Source organism: Escherichia sp. TW09308 (assembly GCF_000208565.1).
In the GTDB taxonomy this organism is placed as follows: Bacteria; Pseudomonadota; Gammaproteobacteria; order Enterobacterales; family Enterobacteriaceae; genus Escherichia; species Escherichia marmotae.
The window spans coordinates 4210579-4236859 of record NZ_AEME01000001.1; the positions used below are offsets into that span (position 1 = coordinate 4210579).

Genomic DNA, 26281 nt, shown 5'->3' on the forward strand with positions numbered 1-26281 from the left:
ATGAAAATTAGCGACGGAAACTGGTTGATTCAACCTGGCCTCAATTTGATTCACCCGCTTCAGGTGTTCGAGGTTGAACAGCAGGGTAATGAAATGGTGATCTATGCTGCCCCCCGTGATGTGCGTGAACGTACCTGGCAGCTTGACACGCCTTTATTTACGCTGCGTTTTTTCTCCCCACAGGAAGGTATTGTCGGTGTACGGATTGAGCATTTTCAGGGGGCGCTGGATAACGGCCCTCATTATCCGCTCAATATTTTGCAGGACGCGAATGTCACAATCGAAAACACAGAAAGTTACGCTGAGTTTAAAAGTGGCAACTTAAGCGCGCGTGTCAGTAAAGGTGAGTTCTGGTCACTGGATTTTCTGCGTAATGGCGAACGTATTACCGGTAGCCAGGTGAAAAATAATGGCTATGTGCAGGACACTAATAATCAACGAAATTATATGTTTGAGCGGCTGGATCTTGGCGTCGGTGAAACGGTTTACGGGCTGGGAGAGCGTTTTACTGCCCTGGTGCGCAATGGTCAGACGGTAGAAACCTGGAACCGGGATGGCGGCACAAGTACTGAACAGGCGTATAAAAATATCCCGTTCTACATGACTAACCGTGGTTATGGTGTACTGGTCAATCATCCCCAATGCGTCTCTTTTGAAGTGGGATCGGAGAAAGTCTCCAAAGTGCAGTTCAGCGTGGAGAGTGAATACCTCGAATACTTTGTTATCGACGGCCCGACGCCGAAAGCGGTACTTGATCGTTATACTCGTTTTACCGGCCGTCCGGCGCTGCCGCCCGCGTGGTCCTTCGGTCTGTGGTTAACCACTTCATTTACCACTAACTACGACGAAGCGACGGTTAACAGTTTTATCGACGGTATGGCGGAACGCAATCTGCCGCTGCATGTTTTCCACTTTGACTGTTTCTGGATGAAAGCCTTCCAATGGTGCGATTTTGAGTGGGATCCGCTGACCTTTCCGGACCCGGAAGGCATGATCCGCCGCCTGAAAGCAAAAGGGCTGAAAATCTGCGTCTGGATTAACCCCTATATTGGGCAGAAATCTCCAGTCTTTAAGGAGTTACAAGAGAAAGGCTATTTACTCAAACGCCCGGACGGCTCGCTATGGCAATGGGATAAATGGCAGCCAGGGCTGGCGATTTATGACTTTACTAATCCGGATGCCTGCAAATGGTACGCCGATAAACTGAAAGGTCTGATCGCGATGGGTGTCGATTGTTTTAAGACCGACTTTGGCGAACGTATTCCAACAGACGTTCAGTGGTTTAACGGTTGTGATCCACAGAAAATGCATAACCATTATGCATACATCTACAACGAACTGGTGTGGAACGTGCTCAAGGAAACCGTCGGAGAGGAAGAAGCAGTCTTGTTTGCCCGCTCGGCTTCCGTAGGTGCGCAGAAATTTCCGGTGCACTGGGGCGGTGATTGCTACGCCAATTACGAATCAATGGCGGAAAGCCTGCGCGGAGGTTTGTCTATTGGCCTTTCTGGTTTTGGCTTCTGGAGCCACGATATCGGCGGCTTTGAGAATACCGCTCCGGCGCACGTTTACAAACGCTGGTGCGCGTTTGGTTTGCTCTCCAGCCATAGCCGTTTACATGGCAGCAAATCTTATCGTGTGCCGTGGGCCTACGATGATGAGTCCTGTGACGTGGTGCGCTTCTTCACGCAACTGAAATGCCGCATGATGCCGTATCTTTATCGTGAAGCTGCTCGTGCGAACGCGCTGGGTACGCCGATGATGCGCGCAATGGTGATGGAGTTTCCGGACGATCCGGCCTGTGATTACCTTGATCGCCAATACATGTTGGGCGGCAGCGTGATGGTCGTGCCGGTGTTCACTGAAGCTGGCGATGTGCAATTCTACTTGCCTGAAGGTCGCTGGACGCACCTGTGGCATAACGATGAAATAGACGGCAGCCGCTGGCATAAACAACAACACGGCTTTCAGAGTCTGCCGGTATATGTGCGTGATAACACCCTACTGGGGCTGGGCAACAATGAACAACGCCCCGATTATGCGTGGCACGAAGGCACGGCTTTCCAGCTCTTTAATCTGCAAGACGGGCGTGAAGCCGTCTGCGAAGTCCCAGCCGCTGATGGTTCGGTGATCTTCACCCTGAAAGCGGCACGTACTGGCAACATCATTACTGTGACTGGTACGGGAGAAGCGAAGAACTGGACGCTGTGCTTGCGCAATATCGCTAAAGTAAATGGTCTGCAAGGCGGTTCGCAGGCTGAAAGTGAGTTGGGTGTGGTGGTGACCCCGCAAGGGAATGAGCTGACAATTACGCTGTAATTTGTTGAAGAAATACCGGGTACGTCTGTGTCGTACCCGGCGAGATTGATTTTACTGTACCGGCTCCGTCGATGTAACTTCACCACTGGAAACCACGCCAGCATTCATGGTTTGGGTCACTTGTTGTTTTTCAGCATTTACGGCGTGGAGCAGTCCGTTAACCGTGGGTTTTAGCGGTGCATCGGCCTCAATATCGCCGCTGGCAGTGAGCTGAATATTGCCATCGCCCGTAATCGGTAACTCTGGCCATCCCCACTGTTGCAGAATATTCACCGGCACACCGCGTCCGTTCAGGCTGATATGAGTCTGGCGCTGCGGCGTTTGTGAGACGCTGGCAGTGGCTTCCAGAATGCCTTTCTCGGTAAACGCGCTAAGTTCGCTGATATTCACCGTGCTGCTGTTGGCGGTTAGCGCCAGCGACGGGCGGCGCACATCAACACGATTGAATGTTGCAGCGGCAGCATTCAGATTTGCCGTGCCACTCCAGACGCCCCACTTATGATCGGCTACCAGTGTCAGATTCGCGCCGTAGCCATCCAGCGCTGTGAGCTGCCACGGGAAGGCTGGGTCAATATCAATGATTAGATTGCGGCTGGCGCTGAATCTCTTCAGTTGCAGAGTGTTTAACCAGGCGGGAGTTTGCTGCATCCACAACTGTTGCCAGTTTTTAGGTAAGGTATATTCCAGTCCAACAATCGCTGCATCGTCGAGGATCAGCGTTTTTCCATCGCGCTGCCAGTTTCCTGACGTTCTGACCATCCCCCCTTCCCAGCGGCTGGTGAACTGGCGCAGTGCTACGCCTTGCGGGGAAAATTCCGCGTTTATAATCGGGTCAAATAAATGCAGCGAACCATAAATAAACTCGCTGGCGTTCATTGACAGCTTGCCTTCCTGTGTCTGCCAGTCATCTTTAATAAAGGTCATATTGCGCAAGCTGAGATCGAGATCGGTCACCGCCCAGTCCGGGCCTTGCAAGCGGGCGTCGATCACTTCCAGGCGGCCAATCTGCAATGACGGGACAGAGCGCAAGGGCGCAAAGAAGTCGGTGAGCGATTTTTCGCTTTGCAGACGGATATCCGCCAGGCGCAGATTTTCCACCTGCCAGCTACCGTCGGCGTTACGCTGCGCATTTCCGGTTAATGTCCCGCGGGCGATGTCGGCACCCAGATTAGTCAGTGTGACGCGATCGTTATCAATATTCCCTTCAATCAACACATTGGTGGCAGGAACATCATTGAGCGACAGAGAGCCAGCACTGAACTGAATTTGTGCTTTTGAGCCTAGTACTTTACCGGCTTCCGGCGACCACGGAACGACGCCGCCATTGACTCGCTGTGCGCTAAGATTCCACTCGCTATTGGGACTGTTAAATGCCATATCACGCAGTTGCAAACGATCCGCTTTAAACGGTAGCGGCGCGGTCTGGTCGGTGAGATTCAGCGTCCCGTTTTCCAGCAGGATAGTATCGACATGCCGTGGCTCGCTCAGTTGCCGACTACTTAGCGCGATATCGACACTTTTTGCAACCAGAGTGGCGGGTTGACCATCACGACCGAATGTGACGTTCTCCAGCAAGATATGAGACGGCGCGGAAAAACGGTGATCCATCGCCCCGAAGGCCAGATGATAGTCGCTATTCTCGGAAATCCATGCGCTGATATGCTCTGCTCCCCAGCGGGTTTGCAGAAGGAAATAGAGGCCAACTATCGCCACTAACAGCGTGATGAAAATGTAGAGAAGCAGCTTCCCAATAAATTTCATGGTCTTCCATCCCGTGAAATGCACATAAGGGAGTTATGCACGATTTACGCGCATTCCTCAAGGCAGGAATGGAGAAAGAGAGTGGTTACGGCGGTAAAGAATTTTACCGCCGCGAGTAAATTACTGCTTTTCTGGCGGGAAAATCAGATTCAGTACAATGGCAGTGATACCGCCAGCGGCAATCCCGGAGGAGAGCAGATTTTTCAGCCAGTCAGGGGCAAACTGCAAAATCAGTGGCTGCTGAGAAACACCCAGACCGACCGCCAGCGACAGGGCAATAATCAGAATCGCCCGACGGTTCAGTGGCTCACGAGAAACGATACGCACACCGGATGCGGCGATAGTACCAAACATCACCAGCGTAGCGCCGCCCAGAACAGGTTCGGGAATGTGTTGGACAAAACCGCTCACCGCAGGGAACAGACCCAGCACGATCAACATCAGCGCCACGACAAAACCGACATAACGGCTGGCAACACCGGTCAATTGGATCACACCGTTGTTCTGCCCGAAGCAGGAGTTCGGGAAGGTGTTAAACACCGCCGACACAAACGAGTTCAGGCCGTTTGCCAGCACGCCGCCTTTCAGACGTTTCATGTACAGTGGGCCAGAAACCGGTTGTTCGGAAACGTCGGAGGTGGCTGTGATATCGCCAATAGTTTCCAGTGAGGTGATCATAAAGACCAGCATCAGTGGTAGCAGCAGGCTCCATTCAATACCAAGTCCGTAATAGAGCGGCGTTGGCACCATAATCAGCTCTTGCGTCATCGGCTCGTTGCTTTCTGGCAACATGTCCATAAACCACGCCAGTGCATATCCTGCCGCCATTGCAATCACCAGCGAGGCTACGCGTAAGTAGGGGTTACGTTGGCGATTAAGCAGGATGATTAAAGCTAAGACCACGCCCGCCAGTAGCAGATTTTTCGGTGCACCAAAGGTGTTATCGCTCATGGCCGCATAACCGCCACCAATGGATGTTAGCCCAACCTGAATCAGTGACAGGCCAATAATCATCACCACGACGCCGGAAACCAGCGGCGTAATAATGCGGCGCGCCAGATGCAGAACGCGGGAGATAACCATTTCGGTGCAGCTTGCCAGCATCAGTGTGCCGAACAGAGCCGCCATCATCGTAGGAACATCGGCACCACCGGTCTTCAGCGCTGTTCCGCCCATAATCAGCGGAGCAACGAAGTTAAAGCTGGTGCCCTGAATAGACAACAAACCGGAGCCAACCGGACCCCAGGCTTTAATTTGAATAATTGATGCCACACCAGAGGCAAACAGCGACATACTAATAATGTGTTGCGTGTCCTGTGCTGGTAAACCCAGCGCCTGGCAGATTAACAATGCTGGCGTGATTACCGCGACAAACATCGCCAGCAGGTGCTGACAGGCGGCAAACAGAGTTTGAGCAAGCGGCGGACGATCTTCAAGACGGTAAATCAGTTCGCTGTTTTGAGTCTGCGCAACCGGTTGCGCATTTTCTGACTCGAAGGTGGAAACAGACATCGAAAACAATCCCGTGGTAGCAAAGCGGGCATTTTAGCTGACCGAAAGGCAAAAGCAAACGTTTGCCAATCATTCTTCTAAATATTTAAATGCGATAAATGCACTTTTTTATATAACTTTTGGTTGTTTTCTGCTTAAAATCCATGCCATTTTTTTATTTTCAGCTAAGAATTCGAACCGGGAAAGCATGACTCGATACTCGTCATATTTCGTCTTACTATGATTGCGCGATGAAGTATGACGAGTATGAAGAGTGGTGCGGATACAAAGGAGTAACTATGTTTCATCTCGATACTTTAGCAACGCTTGTTGCCGCAACGCTGACGTTGCTGCTCGGGCGCAAGTTGGTCCATTCCGTCTCCTTTCTGAAAAAATACACCATACCAGAACCGGTTGCCGGAGGGTTGTTGGTGGCACTGGCTCTGCTGGTGTTGAAAAAAAGCATGGGCTGGGAAGTTAATTTTGATATGTCCTTGCGCGATCCATTAATGCTGGCTTTCTTCGCCACCATTGGCCTGAACGCCAATATTGCCAGCCTGCGTGCCGGTGGACGCGTAGTGGGGATTTTCCTCATTGTGGTTGTTGGTCTGTTGGTGATGCAAAATGCCATCGGCATTGGCATGGCTAGCCTGTTAGGGCTTGATCCGCTGATGGGGCTGTTGGCGGGGTCTATTACGCTTTCTGGCGGTCACGGGACCGGCGCAGCGTGGAGTAAATTGTTCATTGAACGTTATGGCTTCACCAACGCGACGGAAGTGGCGATGGCCTGTGCGACGTTTGGTCTGGTTCTGGGTGGGCTGATTGGCGGCCCGGTGGCGCGTTACCTGGTGAAACACTCCACCACGCCGAACGGCATACCTGATGACCAGGAAGTCCCCACCGCATTTGAAAAGCCCGACGTAGGGCGCATGATCACCTCGCTGGTACTGATTGAAACTATCGCGCTGATTGCTATCTGTCTGACGGTAGGGAAAATCGTTGCGCAACTTTTGGCTGGCACTGCTTTTGAATTGCCAACCTTTGTTTGCGTGCTGTTTGTGGGCGTGATTCTGAGCAACGGCTTGTCAATGTTGGGCTTTTACCGCGTCTTTGAGCGCGCGGTATCCGTACTTGGTAACGTAAGCCTGTCGCTGTTCCTGGCGATGGCGTTGATGGGGCTGAAACTGTGGGAGCTGGCTTCGCTGGCGTTGCCGATGCTGGCGATTCTGGTCGCGCAAACCATCTTCATGGCGTTGTACGCTATCTTTGTCACCTGGCGCATGATGGGGAAAAACTACGATGCGGCGGTGCTGGCCGCGGGGCACTGTGGTTTTGGCCTTGGTGCAACGCCCACGGCAATCGCCAACATGCAGGCGATCACCGAACGCTTTGGCCCGTCGCACATGGCCTTCCTGGTGGTGCCGATGGTCGGTGCGTTCTTTATCGATATCGTCAATGCCCTGGTGATTAAGCTCTACCTGATGTTGCCGATTTTTGCGGGTTAACTGATGAAGCGGCGGTGCAAATGCCGCCGCTTTTTACGCATTCGAATAGCGTTCCGTCTCCGGCATCCAGCGTTCTATCAGGGCTTTTGCCTGCTGGGGATAACGTTCGTGAATATGGCATGCCAGGCGCTGAACTTCCGGGATCATGGCCTGATCGCGCAGCAAATCAGCCACTTTAAACTCTGCATTGCCTGTCTGGCGCGTGCCCAGCAGTTCACCAGGGCCGCGAATCTCTAAATCTTTTTGCGCAATCACAAATCCGTCGTTGCTGTCGCGTAGCACTTGCAGGCGGACTTGCGCCGTTTTGGAGAGTGGTGTTTTGTAAAGCAGAACACAGTGAGAAGCCACCGCGCCACGACCTACGCGCCCGCGCAACTGGTGTAACTGCGCCAGACCCAGACGCTCCGGATTTTCGATAATCATCAGACTGGCGTTAGGCACATCAACGCCGACTTCAATAACAGTCGTCGCAACCAGCAGGTGTAGCTCGCCTTGTTTAAACGACGCCATTACCGCTTGCTTTTCGGCAGGTTTCATCCGCCCATGAACCAGACCGACGTTCAGTTCCGGCAGCGCCAGTTTTAACTCTTCCCACGTTGCTTCGGCTGCCTGCGCTTCCAGTAATTCCGATTCTTCAATCAATGTACAAACCCAGTACGCCTGACGGCCTTCCGTTATGCAGGCGTGGCGCACGCGGTCGATAATGTCGTTACGACGCGTATCCGGGATCGCCACTGTCGTCACTGGGGTACGTCCTGGCGGCAGTTCATCAATGACCGAGGTATCGAGATCGGCATACGCGGTCATCGCCAGAGTGCGGGGAATTGGCGTGGCGGTCATGATCAACTGATGAGGATGAAAGCCCTGCTGCTGGCCTTTCTCCCATAACGCCAGACGCTGATGCACGCCAAAACGATGCTGTTCGTCGATAATCACTAGCGCCAGGCCGTTAAACTGCACCTGTTCCTGGAAGATGGCGTGAGTGCCAACAATCATCTGCACCTGACCGCTGGCGATGGCTTCCTGTTGTGCCAGCCGCGCTTTACCTTTTTGCTTACCGGCGAGCCAGCCCACTTCGATACCGAGCGGTGCAAACCAGTTGCGGAAATTATTGGCGTGCTGTTCGGCAAGCAATTCGGTTGGTGCCATCAGTGCCACTTGTTTGCCGTGAGCGATAGCACGCAGCGCAGCGAGAGCGGCAACCAGTGTTTTACCGGAACCTACATCGCCCTGTACCAGACGCATCATTGGCACATCCAGCGCCATATCGCGCTCAATCTCCGCCACCACACGCGCCTGCGCGCCCGTTGGCTTGAACGGTAAGGCAGCGAGCAGTTTGTCCTTCAGCGCGTCACTGGCGCTAAGCGGCTGAGCATGAAAACGTTGGGCACCGGCGCGTAACGCTAACATGCTGAGGTTGTGCGCCAGCAGCTCTTCCAGAATAAGACGACGCTGTGCCGGATGCCGCCCGGTTTCCAGATCGCTGAGCTGTAGTGTTGGCGGTGGACGATGCAGGGTGCGCAAGGCTTCCGGCAGCGTCATCATTCCTTGTGACAGTTCCGGCGGCAGCAGTTCTTCAATGGCGCAGGTGTCGAGCAGATCCAGCGCCTGATCGGTCAGTTTGCGCAGCGTTGCCTGTTTTACACCTTCCGTTGTTGGGTAAACCGGGGTGAGGGTTTCCTGTAACTCTGGAGTACTGAGATCGCCCTGTACGCGGTATTCCGGGTGGATCATCTCCGCACCATATTTACCGCGCTTTGCTTCGCCATAGGCCAATACGCGTCGACCTGTCGCCAGGCTATTTTTCATCGCGGCGTTAAAGTTGAAAAAGCGCATGGTGAGAATGCCGGAACCGTCGCTAATCTGACAGGTCATCATCCGGCGACCGCCGAAGGAGATATTGCAGTTCAGTACTTCGCCTTCCACCGTGGCATAAATGCCCGGCAACAGCTCACCTATGGGATAGAGATGGGTGCGATCTTCATAGCGCAGGGGAAGGTGTAACAGTAAATCCTGCACGGTATGCAGGTTGATTTTCGCCAGTTTGTTACTTTGCGCCGCGCCAACGCCCGTTAGGGAACTGAGCGGGACAGCATCTAACAGGCGACCTTTCATAGCGCTTACCCTGCGGCCTGCATGGTAGCCCACCACTCAGCATCGGCTTCAATCTCGCCTTGTTGATTGACGTGGGGGTAGGGCAGGCCTTTGCGTTTCGCGACTTTAGCCAGCACCGGATAGCCACCTTCAAACAGCAGGCGTTGTTGCTCTGCTTCCGGCAACATACTGTTTTCACGCAGATACATACCCGCGTTTTGCCGCTGACGCTGGGCTTCGTAAAGAATAAGTGCGGAGGCGACGGAGACATTAAGCGACTGCACCATGCCGATCATCGGAATGATGATGTCCTGATCTGCCAGTTCTAATGCTTCCTGCGTGATGCCCGTTTTTTCCTGTCCCATTAAAATACAGGTCGGGCGGGTGTAATCGATTTCGCGAAAATCGACGGCTTTATCAGAAAGGTGGGTTGCCAGAATCTGCATACCCTGACCTTTCAGGTGGGCGACTGCATCGCCAATGGTGCGGTGTGTTTTCACCTGTACCCAACTGTTACTACCAGCAGCAGCCGAAGCCATGGTGCGCATCCGGCTACCAGGCCAGACAGCGTGAACTTCGTGTACGCCAACGGCATCTGCGGTACGAATGATCGCAGAAACGTTATGGGGTTTGTGAACCTGTTCCATGCAGACGGTCAGGTCAGGCTGCCGCCTGGCGAGCATTTCGCAGATGCGTGCATAACGTGTTGGGTTCATAAAACATTAATTTCTGTTTCGGGTGACTTTAATTACGTCTGGCATCACGCGGATTTTGCGCATGATATTTGCCAGATGTACGCGGTCACGTGCGGTCAGACGAATAAAGGCACTGTAGACGCGACCATCTTTCTCTTCTGTATTCAGACTTTGAATATTGGAATTAGTGGTGTTGATCGCCGCTGTCAGGTTTGCCAGTGCGCCCTGATGGTTGAACATCTCAACTTTTATTTCGGTGATGAACTCCTGCGCCGTCTCTTTATCCCATTCCACAGCCATAAACTTCTCTGGCTCTTTCTGATAGCCACGGATGTTACGGCAGGATTCATGGTGGATCACCAGACCCTTACCAGGGCTGACGTGGGCGATAATCGGGTCGCCAGGAATTGGGCGGCAGCATTTCGCAAAGGTGATCAGCACGCCATCGGCACCTTTGATCGGCAGATGCCCGTGACTTTGGGTCGCTGGTGGAATAGAGGCGTCACCATGTTGCAGATTTTTCGCGACCACCACGCTCATTGCGTTACCAAGGCCAATTTCAGCCAGCAGATCGTCAAGCGTTGCCAGCTTCATGCGGTCCAGTTCGCGCTGGATATTCTCCTGCGGAATTTCATTCAGCTTGCGGCTGCCACCTAATGCATGGTTGAGCAGACGGCGACCGAGGCTTACGGAATCATCACGCTTGAGGTTTTTCAGCAACTGGCGAATTTTGGCGCGCGCTTTCGAGCTGACGACAAAGTTCAGCCATGCGGCATTCGGGCGAGCGCCCGGTGCGGTAATGATTTCAACGGTTTGACCACTGGAGAGCGGCTGCGATAGCGGGTACGGCTGACGGTCGACGCGTGCGCCCACGCAGGCGTGACCGATATCGGTATGCACTGCGTATGCGAAGTCGACAGGTGTGGCACCGGCAGGCAACTCGACAATGCGCCCTTCCGGTGTGAAAACGTAAATCTCATCCGGGAAGAGATCGGATTTAACGCTCTCGATAAATTCGAACGAACTGCCGGCGCTTTGCTGCAGCTCCAACAGGCTCTGCATCCAACGCTGGGCGCGGATTTGTGCAGTAGTGCTGGTTTCGCCGTGCTCTTTATACGCCCAGTGCGCGGCAACACCCATCTCCGCCATCTGGTCCATATCTTCGGTACGAATCTGGACTTCAACCGGAACGCCGTGCGGGCCAATCATTGAGGTGTGTAAAGACTGATAGCCGTTCGCTTTTGGGATGGCGATGTAGTCTTTCACGCGCCCCGGACGCGGCTTGTACAGGCTGTGCATCTGACCGAGCACGCGATAACAGGTATCGGCATCATGGACGATTACGCGAAAAGCATAGATGTCCATGATCGAGTGAAAACGCTGCTCTTTGAGCACCATTTTGCAGTAAATCGAATAAAGATGTTTCTCGCGACCACTGACACGGCATGGTATTCCCGCTTCCTGCAAACGCCCTTCGATTTCAGAGAGGATTTTTTGGATCATCTCTTTACGGTTGCCGCGTGCAGCTTTCACCACTTCTTTAATCACGCGGTAGCGGTTGGGGTACAGCGCTTCAAAACCCAGCTCTTCGAGTTCGGTTTTAATGTGGTGGATACCTAAACGGTGTGCCAGCGGACTGTATATTTCAAGGGTTTCACGGGCGATGCGGCGACGTTTGTCCGGGCGGAGTGAGCCCAGCGTGCGCATGTTGTGGGTACGGTCTGCGAGTTTGATGAGAATGACGCGGATATCTTGCACCATCGCCATAATCATCTTGCGAAAGTTTTCGGCCTGCGCCTCTTTCTTATCGCGGAACTTGAGTTTATCAAGTTTTGACACCCCCTCTACCAGTTCGGCTACGCTTTTGCCAAAAAGCTGTTCCATGTCCTGGTAGGTGGCGGGAGTATCTTCAATCACGTCATGAAGTAGCGCCGCCATCAGCGTTTCATAGTCGAGTTTCATCTCGGCCAGAATGCAGGCAACCGCTACCGGGTGCGTGATATAGGGTTCACCGCTTGAACGTGTTTGCCCCTCGTGAGCATCACGTGCAACGAGATACGCCTGCCGCAGACGCTTAATTTGGTCTTCCGGCAGGTAGTTTTGAATCAGTTGATTCAGGCTTTCAAACAGATACAAGGGCGACCCGCTTTGTGATTAACGACGACCTTCAGCAATAGCGGTAACGGCTTGTAATTCAGCGGCTTCCTGCTCTTGCTGTTCCTGGCGTTCGCGAACGTCGAGGATCTGGTTGTTGATCAGACCTTCTTCGATTTCGCGCAGCGCGATTACTGTAGTTTTATCGTTTTCTTCCGGTACTAGCGGATCCTTTCCGCCTACCTGCATCTGACGAGCGCGACGCGCGGCGACCAGTACCAGGTCAAAACGGTTACCAATTTTCTCTACAGCGTCCTGAACAGTTACGCGTGCCATACTTAAAAAGCTCCACAGGTGAAGAAATGACTGGGCATGATACTGAAAGAAGGTTCAGTCTGCCAACAATTTGCTGATTAAAGCGTCATGACGTTGCTTTTGGCGACTCATGCGCAAGCGTTCGGCGCGAATAATGGTCTTCAAATCGGTCAATGCGGTATCGAAGTCATCATTCACAATCAAATAATCATATTCGGCGTAATGGCTCATTTCTGCAACTGCTTGCGCCATACGCTTTGCAATGACCTCTTCGCTGTCCTGACCGCGACCGCGTAGACGGCGGTCCAGCTCGATTTTGGACGGCGGTAAAATAAAGATACTACGCGCATGCGGCATCTTCTGGCGAATTTGCTGCGCACCCTGCCAGTCGATATCAAGAAAAACATCCACACCGCTTGCCAGTACTTGCTCAATGGCCTCGCGCGAAGTGCCGTAGTAATTACCGAACACTTCCGCGTGCTCAAGGAATGCATCTCTGCTAATCATTTCTTTAAATTCATCATGATTAACAAAAAAGTAATGCTCACCGTGTACTTCACCAGGACGCGGTGCGCGCGTGGTGTGTGAAACAGAAACCTGGGTGTCATACAACGGTTGGGTTTTTAATAAAGCCTGAATCAGGCTGGATTTACCCGCGCCACTGGGGGCAGAAACAATATAAAGCGTGCCTTGAGCCATGAGTATCTTTCGTATGTGATTAGCGAAATAAAGCCTACATACGAGCTTATTATACACGGCGTGGCCATGTGACGTAGCCCTTGCTCACACTTTTTGCGCAAAGTTGTTGCGTTTTGCGTAGCTGTTTCCGCTATTCCCTGTCATTTACTGCAATCAGGACGATTCTCTGGAAGCATCATCGCACACTTCAGTTTTGCCTCTCGGCTTTGCATTCACCTCGTTGTATACCTGCCAGCCTGACAACAGCGGAGGTGACGATGAAAGTATGGATTGCAGTGTTAATGAGTGTTTTATGCTGGCAATCATCGGCGCAGGGAGTCTGCCCAGTCTGGTCGCCAGCCAGAGCGCATGAAGAAATTTCCCGCCTGCAACAGCAAATAAAACAGTGGGATGAGGATTACTGGAAAAAGGGAAAAAGTGCTGTTGAAGACGGCGTTTATGATCAACTCAGCGCCCGCCTTGCACAGTGGCAACGTTGTTTTGGTGAAGAGACAACTCGTGAAGCCATGATACTGCCTTTAATTGGAACCGTAATGCATCCAGTTGCTCATACTGGAGTGCGTAAGCTGGCGGATAAAAATGCATTGAGCCTTTGGATGCGTGAACGCAGCGATCTTTGGGTGCAGCCAAAAGTTGATGGTGTCGCGGTAACTCTGGTCTATCGTGACGGAAAACTGATTAAGGCGATCAGCCGTGGCAATGGCCTGAAAGGTGAAGACTGGACGCAGAAAGTGCGCTCGATTCCTTCTGTACCGCAATCCGTCAGCGAACCTTTAGCCAATAGCACACTGCAAGGAGAAATATTTCTCCGGAGCGAAGGCCATATCCAGCAGCAAATGGGCGGAATGAATGCGCGTGCAAAAGTTGCAGGTATGTTGATGCGCCAGGACAATAACGACACGCTAAATTCGCTGGGCGTTTTTATCTGGGCGTGGCCGGATGGACCGCAGTTAATGGCCGAGCGATTGCAGCAGCTTGCAAGCGCGGGATTTAGTCTGACGCAAGCGTACACTCACACGGTGAAAAATGCTGATGAGGTTGAGCGAGCACGTAATGAGTGGTGGAAAGCGAAATTGCCCTTCGTCACCGATGGCGTGGTTGTGCGAGCGGCTAAGGAACCCGAATCCCGCCATTGGCTACCGGGGCAGGCGGACTGGCTGGTGGCGTGGAAATATCAACCTGTGGCACAGGTTGCTGAAGTGAGTTCGATTCAGTTTGCAGTGGGCAAAAGCGGAAAAATATCGGTGGTGGCGTCACTCGCACCAGTCATGCTGGATGATAAAAAAGTTCAGCGGGTGAATATTGGTTCCGTCAGACGCTGGCAGGAGTGGGACATAGCGCCTGGCGATCAAATCCTCATAAGTCTTGCCGGTCAGGGTATTCCACGTATTGATGATGTGGTGTGGCGGACTGCGGAACGCAGAAAGCCGACACCGCCAGAAAACCGCTTTAACTCGTTGACCTGTTACTTTGCTTCTGATGTTTGTCTGGAGCAATTCATATCACGCTTAGTCTGGTTGGGGTCAAAACAGGTTTTGGGGCTGGATGGCATTGGCGAAGCTGGCTGGCGCGCACTGCATCAGACGCATCGCTTTGAGCATATCTTTTCCTGGCTTTCATTAACGCCAGAGCAATTACAGAACACGCCAGGGATAGCGAAAAGTAAAAGCGGGCAGTTATGGCATCAGTTTAATCTGGCTCGTAAGCAGCCTTTTACCCGCTGGGTGATGGCAATGGGAATACCGTTAACCCGGGGGGCGCTTAATGCCGGTGATGAACGGTCCTGGACGCAACTTTTGCAGAGAAGTGAACAACATTGGCAGCATCTGCCGGGAACCGGATCTCGTCGCGCCAGCCAGATTATTGAATGGAAGAATAATGTGCAAATCAAGACGCTAGGTAGCTGGTTGGCTACCCAGCAGATCGCAGGTTTTGTACCTTAATGACCTTCGTGGCTGTAATAAAAAACGGGTAATCCCAGTTTAAGACGCAGTGCCAGCAAGCGAGCAAAAAAGCCAAACACCAGGGTGGAGATAATCACCACATCATGGTTGGAAACATAGTGTTGCAGTGCGATATACAGCACGGCGGAAGCAAATGAAACCCCGGCATACAGTTCTTTCTGAAAGACCAGCGGGATGCGTTTACAGAACATATCGCGCAAAACACCGCCAAATACGCCGGTTGTCACCGCAGCGACAACGGCAATGACCGGGCCGTGGCCCATATCCAGCGCGACCTGTGCGCCAATGATAGAAAAGACCACCAGTCCGAGCGCATCTAACACCAGAAAGACTTTGCGCAGGTAAGGCATTACGGGAGCAACAATAGTGGTGAGTACCGCGGCGGTGGCGACGATAATCACATATTCCGGATGTTTGACCCAGCCGAGCGGATAGTGGCCCAAAAGTATATCCCGTACTGAACCGCCGCCGATTGCAGTGGCGGTCGCAATAATAATTACGCCAAATGTATCCATGCGCCGCCGTCCGGCCGCCAGCGCTCCCGTCATGGCTTCGGCAGTAATGCCAACCAAATACAAAATGTGTAACAGCATGGTTCTCTCCCTAAAAATCTGTCTGGCAGGGTAGCGATTTGTACGCATCGTCACGATTGAGATTTTTTAAGGTGAGAGGTTATTGATAATATTTAGTTATGTGAAATTGGTGTTTTCTGTAGTTTTAATGCGTTTCTCTTAGATTGTCAGAAGAAAAATGCATTAGAAATATTAGGGCGTGTTTTAAAGTAAATAAGAAGTCTTAAATTTTTCATGCAACTGTTATCCCGTATATGGAATACCGGATTCTGATATATAAAAAGGAACCAGCCTGTTTACCGCCTGATGGGTACGCTGAATACGCCCGAGAGCACCAGAGAAATATCCCTGAGAAACCTCATGTCGTTCACAGGCCTCCCTTCGGGTATAACCCAGAACCAGAAAATCCCTCAGCGCATTAAGAACCTTTTCACTGTGAACCGGAGATATTTCAGCTAATAACCAGAACTGGCTCTCTGACATTTTTCCGGGCGACAAAGTACGCCCGTGCTTCTTGCTCAGATACAGGTCACTGCTGTTCATTTACATCTATTCCAGAAACATAACCAGACAAAAAGACGACATAAATCCGGATAGCAAAAATGCATTCACATTGTTGCCGCCCTGCTTTCTGCAGAAAGCCTATCACGGTGTTTTATTCCGAAAAATATTAATTTCACGATCTTTATAACCACTTAACATACATTAAATAGAATTAAATAAGCAATATCGACAACTAACCAAGATAATGCGCTAACAAACAACATGATGACAGATAAAAAGATCGTTATATGCACGAAATCCAAAATTGCATTCCATATTAACTTTTTACGTAATTTTGGATTTCAATCAAAAAACGAATCTGAATTTTCATGAAAAAGATGAAATCAAAACCACAAGGAAACATTAAACTGCAGAATCAAATGAAAAACGGAAAAAAAAGAAAACATGCCCAATTGCTGGCCACTCAATAAAGCTACAAGCCGTCAAAACAAAGGGCAATCATTACTAATAATCAATAACAAAGAGATAAAGATGGAGGGTGGAATTCAGCGTCAGTGTGAATGCATAATAAGAAAAATTACAGTTAAGAATGTTAACAGGAAATGAATAAAAAGCAGATACTGGATTTTCTTCAGGAAATAAAGACACCATGCAGAACGACTGATATTGCCACGCGTTTTGAAATGAGTGCTTATCAGGCCCGTCATTACCTTATATGCCTTGAAAAAGAGGGAAAAATCAGTCGTACCCCTCTTCGTCGTGGTGCCCGTACTTTATGGGGAATAGCAAGGGAAACGAGAAAGCTTTAATAAAAGATCATGCATTGTTTCTGCATAAAGTGAAAACATCAGTTGCCCCATGGCATAACCACTGAACGTAAAGGCTGTACGAAACGATCTGACCGTCCGATAACCGTTTGACTTACTTCCGTACATCCCCTTGCGTAGAATGTACAGAATTGCACGTTTTCTTATGGTTGTCCCTCACCCCCATGTGAGGGTCAGAATAGTGGACAGGCGACCAAGAACTTCGCTCATGATAGTTTCCGGGACCCGTTCAAGTCGTTTGCCGCCCCGGGCTTTCATATCGATTGTCCGGGGTTGGTCGCAACGCACAACACCGGTGGTACGTATGCCGGCACCATCCAGCGACACCGCAAAGCCGGCAGTGCGGGCAAAATTGCCTCCGCTGGTTACGGGCACAACAACAGGCAGGCGGGTCACGCGATTAAAGGCCGCTGATGTAACACTGCTCTTTGGCAATCGCCTGTGCTCGTTTGGTAGCCAGCTCATCATTATTCATGGTTCTTGCATCTCCGTCAGACGTTTTTATATCCGGACAGCCCCTCTATGGCCACTTCTGTGCAGTATGCAATACACGCAGGATATACACTTTTCCCCACTGGCTGTCGACCTCATAAACCAGAACAAAATGAGGGTGAATAACCAGTTCCCGGGTACCTTCCACACGACCGTTGCGGCCTTTATACGGCTGCCCGGCCAGGCTGCTGGCTGAATAACCAATCCGTTCGTCCAGTTCAATGGCGGCCATCAGGTTCTGCTCCGCAATGTACTCACGAATGCGCTTTCTGTCCTGGCTGGCCAGCATGGTCCAGAATATCTCCATCATTTACCGGCAACCTTCCTGCTCATTTCATCCCGCCATGCAGCAGCAGAAGATTCGACCATGTCATGGGGAAGCACATCGCCGCACTCGAGTTGCTGACGTCCTGCCGCAACCTGGTCACGGAACCAGGTATTATGCTGCCGTTCAACGGTCTGGCGCATAAAATCCCGGATTAACTGAGAGCCATTACGGTCCATGCTTTTTGCAGCGGCCATAAAAGCATCTTTCAGTTCCGCGTCGATTCTTAAACTCATATTAACCTGTGCCATTTATCACCTCGTCATTACTACGTATATACACAGTATATAACGATTCAGATATCGTCACCAGAATATGCCGCGCCAGCGGCATGGAAGGCGGCACTCAGTTGTTGCATATGATACCGGAGTAAAACCGCCGAAGCCCGGCGTAAGCCGGTACGGACTGATAGATTTCACCTTACCCATCCCCAGCCCTGCTAAGCCATACCCGCTTTCAGCCATGAAATAGTTTTTGTGCGCGGTCGGAGTGGTCCCGACAAGGGTTTACCCGCAGTCGGGGCGTATCTCCGCGTTAGCGGGCCGTCAGGACCGCTTACGAGCGTGTACTCAATACTTCCAGCCAGAAGACTGACAGCGATGATAATGTAGTTACAACATTCATAATTAAAAGCGACTCTGTTCCGGCCCTTTGGGCCGGGGCGGGGCCGCTTTTCAGTTATGAGGGGGGGCTTTGTGGTTTCAGTTCTGCGCTGGACCGGGGTTTTTCCGGGGGCTGTTTTTGCATGTTGTAACTAAATTGACTCCGGTCGGGGCCCGCCGCTTGCGGTGGGAGGTGCATATCTGTCTGTCCACAGGACAGACACTGAATAGGTTTTCTTTTTAAATGAATGTAATTAGGTAGTTTAAAGGAGATATAAACTGGTGTTTAAAAGATACATTGCACCCTGTAAGGCTGTCGGCTGGCGCTTTATGACATGAACGGTTGTAACCTTATGGTGAAATCCCTTGCAGTTTAATGTGGATAAGCAAAATTCCCCGTCTGTGGGAGGTGTTTTGCATCAAAAACAGGGGGAACCGGATGCACCTGAAGGTGGATGATGAGATTGTTTTTTGTATGCAGTGCTGCTTTTTTGTTCGCTGACAAGCTTCAGGCGTGCGAATGCCTCCGGCGCGGGCCGGATTATTCTGAGGAGGTCACTTTCAGGGGGAAGCTGTGGCCAGCCGGCTGTAATTACGGTTACGTGACAGAATCATGCGCTCCTTCACACGACGCTCCACTTCGCGTTTTACCGTCTCACCATTAGCAGTAAAGCGCCCTTCCGAGATTTCACGCGTCAGCTGCCGTTTCACCAGGGTGACGATATCCTGACGTTCCCTGTTCGCATCACGACGCGCACGGGCACGTTTTATTCCACGGGACTTAAGCTCTGTCTGGTAACTGCGGAAACGCTCACGCACAAAACGCCAGGCTTTCGCTATCAGCTCATCCATACCCAGGGTATCCAGCCCCTGCTTTTTGCGCTGTTTGTTTTCCCATTCAACACGACTGCGGCGCGCAGCTGCCACTGCATCCTCAGACACATCAAGGGCAGCAAACAGAGCCGGTGTGAACGTGATGTCGGTCGGAATGTAGCACCCGATAAGCGGGTCATATTCCGTCTGGTAGGTAATCAGTCCCAGCTCTGACAGGAACGTCAGGGCCCGGGTGGCACGGGTGATGGAGAGTTTTCCTGCACCGGACTCTGTCGCCAGTCCGCACTCAATGGCCAGTGTGGTGATGGAACACTGGACGCGGTTGGCCAGCGGGTCATAGTGGAAACACAGCCCCTGCAGCAGCGCATCAATAGCCCGTCGACGCAGCACCGGTGGCATGCGCCGACGCAGACCACGGGAACGGGCATGCGCCACATGAATGGCGAAATCAAAACGGGAGGTGAAGCCCACCGCCTTTTCCATCAGTTTTTCGCAGAACTTCAGCGTTCCGGCACCTTCACGGGGAGTGAACACCGGATTCGGGTTCTTTACCTGGCGGTAATACGTTTGTTGAAGATCAGTCACACCATCCTGCACTTACAATGCGCAGAAGGAGTGAGCACAGAAAGAAGTCTTGAACTTTTCCGGGCATATAACTATACTCCCCGCATAGTAAATTTTTCATGCTGCTGTTATTCCATACAGGAAGCACCAGTTTCTGATATATAAAAAGGCGCAAGTCTACTTACTGTCATACTAACCCGCTGAAAACGCCCCAATGCACCAGAGAAATAACCCTGAGAAACCTCATGTCGTTCACAAGCCTCTTTTCGGGTATAACCCAGAACCAGAAAATCTCTCAGTGCGTTAATAACTTTCTCACTGTGAACCGGAGATATTTCAACCAATAACCAAAAATGGTGTTCTGACATTTTTCCGGGTAGTAATGCACAACCTCGCCCCTTAGTCAGATACAGGTAATTATCATTCATATCTGTCTCCGCTAAGAATATCATGAACAAATAAATTTAGATCTAATGGATATATTCTATCTAATAAACTCAAAAAACATTAATTAATTCTTATATCACCTTATTACTGCCATGCCGTTTTATGAAAATACTAACATAGCGTTTTATACTAAAAAACAGCAAAACGATCAATACGATTAAAAATAACACATCACACAAAATAAAAAACCAAAAAACACGTAAAATTCAAAATAAAAAACCAATACGCAAAAGAAAAATAGATAAAATAATCAATATTGCCACAAAATCAAACACCGAATGACAACCTATATTTTTGTATGTTTTTAGATTTCAATCAAAAAACAGATCACACATGTTCACAAAAAAGATGAAAAAGCATGAAAAGCTATAAATTAAAGATAGGCAGTCAGGAGAGAGTCAATAATAATTAAGGGTAAAAAATTATATTTTTTTCTGAAAAAATAAAGCACATTATGTATTACCGTGAACTTCTAAATTACTACCTTTCTGGTTGAAAGATTAACTAATATATGTTGCAGATGTAAAAAACATTAATATTTGTATGTTATTTTTGCACAAATTCTGAACGCCCCCAAAAAATGCACCATACTCATAAATAAAATAATTAACATAAAAACAAGCGGGGCACACACAGTATATTCATAAAGCCTCAAATCATCACACGAAATAACATTAATTATTTTTATGGCTTTACCAAAAATAACATTTTTCTTTTTATAAAGAAATCGGATGATATATGCAAACTTTACGAAAATAAATACCATAGTGTTGAATGGTCTATAATAAATCTGATAAGATCGTATAACTTTACCAAAACCTATATTTCTAATGACGATTATGCACCTAATTGATTTATTGACAATCGAGTACAGATTAGATAATTATCTGGAGGATGCTCATACACAACATAGTGATAACACATTATTATCAATAAGTTATTAGTGACGCCTATAAATCAACGACTCATTCCGATACTTGTTATGTACACTTATATAGTTATCAGATAATAGGATATGACTAAGAAGATGGATAATTCGAAATCGCATTAATAACTTATATATGTTTTCATAGCTTAACTAAAACTGTGAGGTATTAATTGGAACGTAAATATAGAGATGATCTTCTCGAAAAAGATGGACGGACTTTTTCTGCCTTAATGAACAATTCCAGTATATTCAAAGGTAGCAATCAGGACTGGACAAGGATGAAAAATATTGAAAAATTTCAGGACAGTATTGCAGGACTTCCTTATGAAGATAGGAGCATTTTTGAGAGTTTATATGATGAAGGCTATTTTTTAACAGAAATTGGTGAATTTGAATTGCCACGGATTAATGAACCTGACGTTTACCCGACTATCCAGGATTTTGTTGATAAATTTTTAAATGATATATTCCCATATATAGATGGTTACTGTATAAATAAAATTAAAGCTGCTATAAAACACGCTAATAAATTAAAAGAAGATGGATTCAGTACACCATATCAAATATCATGGATGACTGACAATGCCATGAAACATTTTGTTAACCTTAGCAAGGTTAACAATTTGATGATTACACTTGCTAATTCATCCAGTTATTATCCTTCCTCAGATAGTCCATTTCTCAGAATGGATACAATATTACAAGCAATCTGCCGTATAGGAAATGGTTTTACCCAAAATCCTCAATCATATTCTAAACTTGGTGAAGAAGAATTAAGATCAATAATTTCTGTATCACTACGTTCTATTGCTGGTATTGATGTTACTGATGAGGCAGTTAATCGAGCTGGAAAAGTTGATATTCGTATTTATGATAATAAAAGTGATAAAGTCAGACTAATTACAGAATGCAAGATATGGACCGGAGAAAGCGCTGTACTGCCGGCAATTAATCAACTTCTTAGCTATATAACGTCTGATAACTCTCATGCGTGTTTAATTTTCTTTGTAAGAAATAAAGATTTTTCTAATGTGCTGAATACAGCAGAACGAGCAATCTCATCACATATTAATTATGTATGTAAGATTGATAGCCCCAACAATCAATGGATAGAATATAGATTTAAGAAAATCGATGATAAATACCAATATCTTAATATGAATATACTATTTTTCCACATTCCTGATATAAAGTAATTTTTTACCTGTTCAAGAATGGAGTTATGATTACTGTATCATGATGAGGGATGATATTTTACACCATATCGTATTTTAAGATCTGATTCCGCGATAGACAAATTACAGACTATGCTGGGAACAAATAAGTTTGTTCCCAGTATCATTCATAGTATCTGCGAATATTTAAAGAAAATTAAATTAGCTCTTTATTAATATTTTCCAATTGTATACTTGTTTTTATGAATATTAAACAATGAGTTCCTTAGGGGGTCCGCTTGGAAAACGGAAAATATCCCACGCTAAGACTGTTTTTTGTACGATTCGATATCGACATTGCGTAATGGTCGGTACTTCCCTGTACCCAGCTTAAGATTATTACGCCAGACATAATCCCCATTAAGATTGATATGCTCCCAGCCCAACGGCGAAAGGTGAGAGAGCAGTTGGTCATTAATCGGGAGCTTTTTTCGTTTCAGGGATTCAATGGCTCTTTCTATGTATACCGTGTTCCATAACGCGATTGCCGCTGTCAGTAACGTCAGACCACTGGCCCGGTAACTCTGATTCTCCAGCCCCCTGTCCCTGATTTCACCCAGCCGGTGCATAAAAACCGCTCGCGCAAGAGCATTACGGGCTTCTCCTTTATTCAGCCCAGCTTGTACACGTCGTCGCAAACCAGGATCTCGAAACCAGTCCAGCATAAACAGTGTCCGTTCGATTCGACCAATTTCTCTCAGCGCTTTGGCCAGTCCATTCTGTTTTGGGTAACTGGCTAACTTTTTCATCATCAGCGATGCAGTGACTGTCCCCTGTTTAATCGAAGCTGCCAGGCGTAATACCTCACCCCAGTACGTTTCAATATCTTTGAGATTCAGGCTGGTTGTTGATATGACGGACTGAAGCCCTGGATATCGCTCAGCCTTTCCGTGAATAAACAGTCGCTTATCATGAAGATCCCTGATCCTCGGCGCAAAAGCAAATCCCAGCAAATGCATTAGTGCAAAAACATGCTCTGTGAAACCTGCGGTATCGGTGTAATGTTCGGTAATTTCCAGATCACTTTCATGATACAACAGGCGCCCGGCTGCCGATTTTGCGGCAGCGGAAAAACTATATCCGCAAATGCCGGAAAAAGGCAAGCCAGAAAAAGGGAGTTTTTGCAGAGCGGGCATCATCATGCGTCGTACCCCCGTTTGCGTCCGGCAATGCGCCCGGCCATCCATGCGGTGACTTCAGAGTGCAGCCAGGCCACATTTTTACCGCCAAGACTCACCTGCGGCGGAAATTCCCCCTTACGGATGAGTTCGTAGATGGTCGAGCGTGACAGGCCGCACAGGTGCATCACTTCCGGCAGACGTAAAAAACGCTCCTGGTGATGTCCGGCAGCGGCATCAGTGGCGTCACAGGGGCGGGAGACGGGGAAGAAAAAACAGCTTGCATCGGGCTACCTCGTTAATGTCCATACAGCACCGGATAAGTCCGTCCGGCTTCGGGTAGCGCTTTATTTTGTGAATATTTTCAGCAGACGCAACAGGGGGGATTTGTTCCGGCAGTCTTACAATGCTTGTGTATTTTTTGTTCATCTCCACTTAAAGTCATTTAAAGCCACTTAAAGCAATTCGTAATTTTTATAGTGAAATACAAATCGTTTTTTCTTATTCATTCCCGGCGAATTAATAAAAACAAACAGTAATAAACAGCACAAAAAGCCCATCAACGGGTGAACAGTGGTGAACAGACGGTGAACAGTCATTACTGCGATTGTTCACCCTTTAACTTACTGTATTACTTATCTTTTTTCTTATGGTGAACAGAGGTGAACAGTAAAATATAAAAAAACAAACAGTAAGCCGGTTTTTCCTGCGACCTTTTCCTGGCTTGCCGGTCTGAGGATGAGTCTCCTGTGTCAGGGCTGGCACATCTGCAATGCGTCGTGTTGTTGTCCGGTGTACGTCACAATTTTCTTAACCTGAAGTGACGAGGAGCCGGAAAATGTCTGACAACACCATCCCTGAATATCTGCAACCCGCACTGACACAACTGGAAAAGGCCAGAGCCGCCCACCTTGAGAACGCCCGACTGATGGATGAGACCGTCACGGCCATTGAACGGGCAGAGCAGGAAAAAAATGCGCTGGCGCAGGCCGACGGAAATGACGCTGATGACTGGCGCACAGCCTTTCGTGCAGCCGGTGGTGTCCTGAGCGACGAGCTGAAACAGCGCCACATTGAGCGCGTGGCACGCCGGGAGCTGGTACAGGAATATGACAATCTGGCCGTGGTCATACGCAAAACGCACCGTGTCCGCCTGCATGTGGTGCAGCCGTTCCCCCGCCTCCGTGGGAGTGAGCGTCACCTCCGTTATCTGGTCAAGACGGTTGTAGCTGAAGCTCCGTGTACTGTGCTGCGTGTCACTGCGCAACAGGCGGCCCAGCGCATCACGCTCCTGCCGCTCATTACGCACCCCGTCTTCTGTACCCTGCGTCTGGATGATGACCGGATACCCGCTCGCATTCAGCACAAAATGTCTGAGAGAAGCGGGATTTGAGATCGGCACGGGCGTTACCGTGAAGATCCCGGAAGGATGCCTGATCCTGCTTGCGGATAACAACGAAGTACAGGAACTGCGCAGGGAACTTAATCAGGTTAAACAGGCAGTTAAGGGGATGCGTGACGGGATGTTTAGTGTGCTGAACGAGAGTTAAATAATAAAAAGCCGGGAAGATTTAAAATCTTCCCGGCTTTCTTTATCATCTAAAAAGGTAATAATCCTCTAATAGGAGAAAATTTTGCAATATCAACCCCTTGTAATTTAAAGTAATTAAAAGCATCTTCTATATTGGAAAACGCACTAATTTCTTCAGTTGCATAATCTTCGAACACTTCCATTTTATTTTCTGGTATTTTGAAAAAATAGGTATTGTATTTTTCATCCTGTTTTTTAATGGCATATTGGAAAAAATAATTTTCACCATTTATTTCCTTTATCTCATCAAAACCTCTAACCTTACCATTCTCTATAGCAACAATTAATCTTTCAATAGATAAATCAACCATCTATATCTATCCTCACCATTGTCCCATCAGAACGTTTAATATTTATATGAGGCAAAGAACCATGCCCTGTGCCTTTAGGGTCATCATGACCATATACACGACCAGTATTAGAATCAATAGGGTAATCTTTCCTATAACGGACAGTACCATCTCTTTTCTTAAATTGTTCCATCTTATGTTTTTTTCTAATACCGGCGGCATCCTGCGAACCGATCCCTCTTACTTTTTGAGCATCAGGAAAGGCCTCCATCAATAAATCATGGGCTTCCTGTTTTGATTTAACTGTGACAACGGTTCCTTGAGGCCCCTCTCGCAAAGATTTCGCGTTTTTGGAACATGCAGTCAGTCCCAGCGGATCGATCCAGCTTAACGGATTCGGCGCATAAGCATATAAGTTTAACCCGCCCCTTAATCCTATCGGATCCTGGCTGATAAACCGCCCACACTCCGGCGCATAATATCTGAACAGATTATAGTGCAGCCCCGTCTCTTCATCATAAGACCATAACAATTTTAACTTAATTAATCATAAGCATCGCCGTAATTTTCATCTTTCCAATAAATATATTGACCACCTGAGCTATATAATTTATGCAATAATTCTGTAAAACTCATTGCAATAATTGGACAACTACCTACAACGCCATGTATCTCATAATTGCTATCATAACAGCGTCCATTTCTTTCTGTAGAAAAATCAATGGATAAATAATCGTTATTATCGGTCCTACAAATTAAGTACCATGAAGATGATATATCATCCTCACATGGCTCACCAACTATAAATTTATTGGCCTGTAATATTTCATTATTTTTCAAAATAGTGAAGGAAATTTCCTGTTCTTCAGAGCAGAACAATTTTATTCCATTACATATTTTGTAAAAACGAATAACATCATCAGGATATTTTAAATAATCATATGGTAACAAAGGTAAATTACCATCTGGTGGAATAACTTCACATCTGTTATCACTTTTTATCAAGTCAAGTAATTCATCAATGTCATTCATATTA

22 protein-coding genes and 7 pseudogenes are annotated in these 26281 nt (G+C 48.5%); 7 read left to right on the plus strand and 22 right to left on the minus strand.

Annotated elements, in window-relative coordinates; all coding sequences use genetic code 11:
- Complete coding sequence (gene yicI, locus ESM_RS0120275) at nt 1-2319, plus strand: alpha-xylosidase (protein ID WP_000702925.1); 2319 nt, start codon at nt 1-3, stop codon at nt 2317-2319.
- A 51-nt stretch (nt 2320-2370) separates the two neighbouring features.
- Here the strand turns inward: yicI and ESM_RS0120280 are convergent, their stop codons facing one another.
- Nucleotides 2371-4080, minus strand: a complete 1710-nt coding sequence (locus ESM_RS0120280; RefSeq protein ID WP_010379991.1) for an AsmA family protein — start codon at nt 4078-4080, stop codon at nt 2371-2373.
- Between the two features lie 120 nt (nt 4081-4200).
- Nucleotides 4201-5592 carry a xanthine/proton symporter XanP gene (xanP, locus tag ESM_RS0120285; protein ID WP_001517446.1) on the minus strand — a complete coding sequence of 464 codons (1392 nt, stop codon included), beginning with the start codon at nt 5590-5592 and terminating at the stop codon, nt 4201-4203.
- 278 nt (nt 5593-5870) lie between these two features.
- On the opposite strand from xanP, the gene gltS reads away from it, so the two are divergent.
- Complete coding sequence (gene gltS / locus ESM_RS0120290; RefSeq protein WP_000468834.1) at nt 5871-7076, plus strand: sodium/glutamate symporter; 1206 nt, start codon at nt 5871-5873, stop codon at nt 7074-7076.
- A gap of 33 nt (nt 7077-7109) precedes the next feature.
- On the opposite strand, the gene recG is transcribed toward gltS, so the two are convergent.
- The 5 genes from recG to gmk are packed head-to-tail and all read right to left on the minus strand — an operon-like array spanning nt 7110 to nt 12973.
- Nucleotides 7110-9191, minus strand: a complete 2082-nt coding sequence (recG, locus tag ESM_RS0120295; RefSeq protein WP_000678465.1) for an ATP-dependent DNA helicase RecG — start codon at nt 9189-9191, stop codon at nt 7110-7112.
- A 5-nt stretch (nt 9192-9196) separates the two neighbouring features.
- Nucleotides 9197-9886, minus strand: a complete 690-nt coding sequence (gene trmH / locus ESM_RS0120300; protein ID WP_001070171.1) for a tRNA (guanosine(18)-2'-O)-methyltransferase TrmH — start codon at nt 9884-9886, stop codon at nt 9197-9199.
- Nucleotides 9887-9892: 6 nt separating this feature from the next.
- Nucleotides 9893-12001, minus strand: coding sequence for a bifunctional GTP diphosphokinase/guanosine-3',5'-bis pyrophosphate 3'-pyrophosphohydrolase (gene spoT / locus ESM_RS0120305; protein ID WP_000280466.1), 2109 nt, complete (start codon nt 11999-12001; stop codon nt 9893-9895).
- Between the two features lie 18 nt (nt 12002-12019).
- Nucleotides 12020-12295 (minus strand): DNA-directed RNA polymerase subunit omega, encoded by a 276-nt coding sequence (gene rpoZ, locus ESM_RS0120310; RefSeq protein WP_000135058.1) that lies wholly within the window; start codon nt 12293-12295, stop codon nt 12020-12022.
- A gap of 54 nt (nt 12296-12349) precedes the next feature.
- Nucleotides 12350-12973: a guanylate kinase gene (gmk, locus tag ESM_RS0120315; RefSeq protein ID WP_001517448.1), complete on the minus strand. Its 624-nt coding sequence runs from the start codon at nt 12971-12973 to the stop codon at nt 12350-12352.
- Between the two features lie 257 nt (nt 12974-13230).
- On the opposite strand from gmk, the gene ligB reads away from it, so the two are divergent.
- On the plus strand, nt 13231-14916 hold the full coding sequence (gene ligB / locus ESM_RS0120320) for an NAD-dependent DNA ligase LigB (RefSeq protein ID WP_000870023.1): 1686 nt from the start codon (nt 13231-13233) through the stop codon (nt 14914-14916).
- On the opposite strand, the gene ESM_RS0120325 is transcribed toward ligB, so the two are convergent.
- Together ESM_RS0120325 and daaA are read right to left on the minus strand one after the other, a co-directional pair.
- Complete coding sequence (locus ESM_RS0120325) at nt 14913-15530, minus strand: trimeric intracellular cation channel family protein (protein WP_001517449.1); 618 nt, start codon at nt 15528-15530, stop codon at nt 14913-14915. The genes ligB and ESM_RS0120325 overlap by 4 nt on opposite strands.
- A 222-nt stretch (nt 15531-15752) precedes the next feature.
- A complete protein-coding gene (gene daaA / locus ESM_RS0120330) occupies nt 15753-16052 on the minus strand; it encodes a F1845 fimbrial adhesin operon transcriptional regulator DaaA (protein ID WP_001088798.1) in 300 nt (99 codons plus the stop codon).
- Between the two features lie 563 nt (nt 16053-16615).
- Here daaA and ESM_RS0120340 point away from each other — a divergent pair.
- Nucleotides 16616-16822: a FaeA/PapI family transcriptional regulator gene (locus ESM_RS0120340; RefSeq protein ID WP_001036023.1), complete on the plus strand. Its 207-nt coding sequence runs from the start codon at nt 16616-16618 to the stop codon at nt 16820-16822.
- A 174-nt stretch (nt 16823-16996) separates the two neighbouring features.
- On the opposite strand, the pseudogene ESM_RS01000000125435 reads toward ESM_RS0120340, so the two are convergent.
- The 6 genes and pseudogenes from ESM_RS01000000125435 to ESM_RS1000000127235 all read right to left on the minus strand — a co-directional run.
- Nucleotides 16997-17272 (minus strand): annotated as a pseudogene (locus tag ESM_RS01000000125435) (type II toxin-antitoxin system PemK/MazF family toxin); the annotation flags it as partial.
- Nucleotides 17273-17360: 88 nt separating this feature from the next.
- A complete protein-coding gene (gene yacB, locus ESM_RS0120350; RefSeq protein WP_001384452.1) occupies nt 17361-17639 on the minus strand; it encodes a type II toxin-antitoxin system toxin YacB in 279 nt (92 codons plus the stop codon).
- Nucleotides 17639-17908 carry a type II toxin-antitoxin system antitoxin YacA gene (gene yacA, locus ESM_RS0120355; RefSeq protein WP_000079926.1) on the minus strand — a complete coding sequence of 90 codons (270 nt, stop codon included), beginning with the start codon at nt 17906-17908 and terminating at the stop codon, nt 17639-17641. Before yacA ends, yacB begins: the two co-directional genes overlap by 1 nt.
- Nucleotides 17909-18820: 912 nt before the next feature.
- Nucleotides 18821-19678: an incFII family plasmid replication initiator RepA gene (repA, locus tag ESM_RS0120360; protein WP_000130961.1), complete on the minus strand. Its 858-nt coding sequence runs from the start codon at nt 19676-19678 to the stop codon at nt 18821-18823.
- Nucleotides 19671-19745 carry a RepA leader peptide Tap gene (tap, locus tag ESM_RS01000000125445; protein ID WP_001365705.1) on the minus strand — a complete coding sequence of 25 codons (75 nt, stop codon included), beginning with the start codon at nt 19743-19745 and terminating at the stop codon, nt 19671-19673. The genes repA and tap overlap by 8 nt, the downstream gene beginning before the upstream one ends.
- Nucleotides 19746-19785: 40 nt before the next feature.
- The gene (locus ESM_RS1000000127235; protein ID WP_010380008.1) at nt 19786-20085 is read right to left on the minus strand and encodes an adhesin biosynthesis transcription regulatory family protein; all 300 of its coding nucleotides are present in this window, start codon (nt 20083-20085) and stop codon (nt 19786-19788) included.
- 1225 nt (nt 20086-21310) lie between these two features.
- Here ESM_RS1000000127235 and ESM_RS0120370 point away from each other — a divergent pair.
- Entirely contained in the window at nt 21311-22228 is a 918-nt protein-coding gene (locus tag ESM_RS0120370; RefSeq protein ID WP_000789097.1) for a hypothetical protein, read from the plus strand.
- Between the two features lie 281 nt (nt 22229-22509).
- On the opposite strand, the pseudogene ESM_RS0120375 reads toward ESM_RS0120370, so the two are convergent.
- From ESM_RS0120375 to ESM_RS1000000127240, 3 pseudogenes are all read right to left on the minus strand, one after another.
- Nucleotides 22510-23286: pseudogene (locus tag ESM_RS0120375) on the minus strand (Tn3 family transposase); the annotation flags it as partial.
- Nucleotides 23287-23388, minus strand: a pseudogene (locus tag ESM_RS1000000129705) (hypothetical protein); the annotation flags it as partial.
- A pseudogene (locus tag ESM_RS1000000127240) lies at nt 23385-23650 on the minus strand (helix-turn-helix transcriptional regulator). The pseudogenes ESM_RS1000000127240 and ESM_RS1000000129705, both read right to left, overlap by 4 nt.
- A 552-nt stretch (nt 23651-24202) precedes the next feature.
- Here ESM_RS1000000127240 and ESM_RS01000000125460 point away from each other — a divergent pair.
- Nucleotides 24203-24496 (plus strand): annotated as a pseudogene (locus ESM_RS01000000125460) (hypothetical protein); the annotation flags it as partial.
- Here ESM_RS01000000125460 and ESM_RS1000000128855 read toward each other — a convergent pair.
- Nucleotides 24491-24739, minus strand: a pseudogene (locus ESM_RS1000000128855) (hypothetical protein); the annotation flags it as partial. The pseudogenes ESM_RS01000000125460 and ESM_RS1000000128855 overlap by 6 nt on opposite strands.
- Between ESM_RS1000000128855 and ESM_RS0120390 the strand changes: the two are divergent.
- Nucleotides 24699-24914, plus strand: a complete 216-nt coding sequence (locus ESM_RS0120390) for a hypothetical protein (protein ID WP_024257706.1) — start codon at nt 24699-24701, stop codon at nt 24912-24914. The pseudogene ESM_RS1000000128855 and the gene ESM_RS0120390 sit on opposite strands and share 41 nt — an antisense overlap.
- Before the next feature lie 49 nt (nt 24915-24963).
- Here ESM_RS0120390 and ESM_RS0120395 read toward each other — a convergent pair whose 3' ends face one another.
- The 3 genes and pseudogenes from ESM_RS0120395 to ESM_RS0120405 form a co-directional block, all read right to left on the minus strand.
- Nucleotides 24964-25266: a hypothetical protein gene (locus tag ESM_RS0120395; RefSeq protein ID WP_000228045.1), complete on the minus strand. Its 303-nt coding sequence runs from the start codon at nt 25264-25266 to the stop codon at nt 24964-24966.
- A gap of 337 nt (nt 25267-25603) precedes the next feature.
- A pseudogene (locus tag ESM_RS1000000129710) lies at nt 25604-25765 on the minus strand (RHS repeat-associated core domain-containing protein); the annotation flags it as partial.
- A gap of 23 nt (nt 25766-25788) precedes the next feature.
- Complete coding sequence (locus ESM_RS0120405) at nt 25789-26277, minus strand: SMI1/KNR4 family protein (protein WP_000997835.1); 489 nt, start codon at nt 26275-26277, stop codon at nt 25789-25791.
- Nucleotides 26278-26281 lie beyond the last annotated feature (4 nt).

What these genes read in the sequence shown, in the direction of transcription:
- yicI (WP_000702925.1), top strand. Translation starts at nt 1, where the DNA reads ATGAAAATTAGCGACGGAAACTGGTTGATTCAACCTGGCCTCAATTTG.
- ESM_RS0120280 (WP_010379991.1), bottom strand. Translation starts at nt 4,080, where the DNA reads ATGAAATTTATTGGGAAGCTGCTTCTCTACATTTTCATCACGCTGTTA.
- xanP (WP_001517446.1), bottom strand. Translation starts at nt 5,592, where the DNA reads ATGTCTGTTTCCACCTTCGAGTCAGAAAATGCGCAACCGGTTGCGCAG.
- gltS (WP_000468834.1), top strand. Translation starts at nt 5,871, where the DNA reads ATGTTTCATCTCGATACTTTAGCAACGCTTGTTGCCGCAACGCTGACG.
- recG (WP_000678465.1), bottom strand. Translation starts at nt 9,191, where the DNA reads ATGAAAGGTCGCCTGTTAGATGCTGTCCCGCTCAGTTCCCTAACGGGC.
- trmH (WP_001070171.1), bottom strand. Translation starts at nt 9,886, where the DNA reads ATGAACCCAACACGTTATGCACGCATCTGCGAAATGCTCGCCAGGCGG.
- rpoZ (WP_000135058.1), bottom strand. Translation starts at nt 12,295, where the DNA reads ATGGCACGCGTAACTGTTCAGGACGCTGTAGAGAAAATTGGTAACCGT.
- gmk (WP_001517448.1), bottom strand. Translation starts at nt 12,973, where the DNA reads ATGGCTCAAGGCACGCTTTATATTGTTTCTGCCCCCAGTGGCGCGGGT.
- ligB (WP_000870023.1), top strand. Translation starts at nt 13,231, where the DNA reads ATGAAAGTATGGATTGCAGTGTTAATGAGTGTTTTATGCTGGCAATCA.
- ESM_RS0120325 (WP_001517449.1), bottom strand. Translation starts at nt 15,530, where the DNA reads ATGCTGTTACACATTTTGTATTTGGTTGGCATTACTGCCGAAGCCATG.
- daaA (WP_001088798.1), bottom strand. Translation starts at nt 16,052, where the DNA reads ATGAACAGCAGTGACCTGTATCTGAGCAAGAAGCACGGGCGTACTTTG.
- ESM_RS0120340 (WP_001036023.1), top strand. Translation starts at nt 16,616, where the DNA reads ATGAATAAAAAGCAGATACTGGATTTTCTTCAGGAAATAAAGACACCA.
- yacB (WP_001384452.1), bottom strand. Translation starts at nt 17,639, where the DNA reads ATGGAGATATTCTGGACCATGCTGGCCAGCCAGGACAGAAAGCGCATT.
- yacA (WP_000079926.1), bottom strand. Translation starts at nt 17,908, where the DNA reads ATGGCACAGGTTAATATGAGTTTAAGAATCGACGCGGAACTGAAAGAT.
- ESM_RS1000000127235 (WP_010380008.1), bottom strand. Translation starts at nt 20,085, where the DNA reads ATGAATGATAATTACCTGTATCTGACTAAGGGGCGAGGTTGTGCATTA.
- ESM_RS0120370 (WP_000789097.1), top strand. Translation starts at nt 21,311, where the DNA reads ATGAAAAATATTGAAAAATTTCAGGACAGTATTGCAGGACTTCCTTAT.
- ESM_RS0120390 (WP_024257706.1), top strand. Translation starts at nt 24,699, where the DNA reads ATGATGACCGGATACCCGCTCGCATTCAGCACAAAATGTCTGAGAGAA.
- ESM_RS0120395 (WP_000228045.1), bottom strand. Translation starts at nt 25,266, where the DNA reads ATGGTTGATTTATCTATTGAAAGATTAATTGTTGCTATAGAGAATGGT.
- ESM_RS0120405 (WP_000997835.1), bottom strand. Translation starts at nt 26,277, where the DNA reads ATGAATGACATTGATGAATTACTTGACTTGATAAAAAGTGATAACAGA.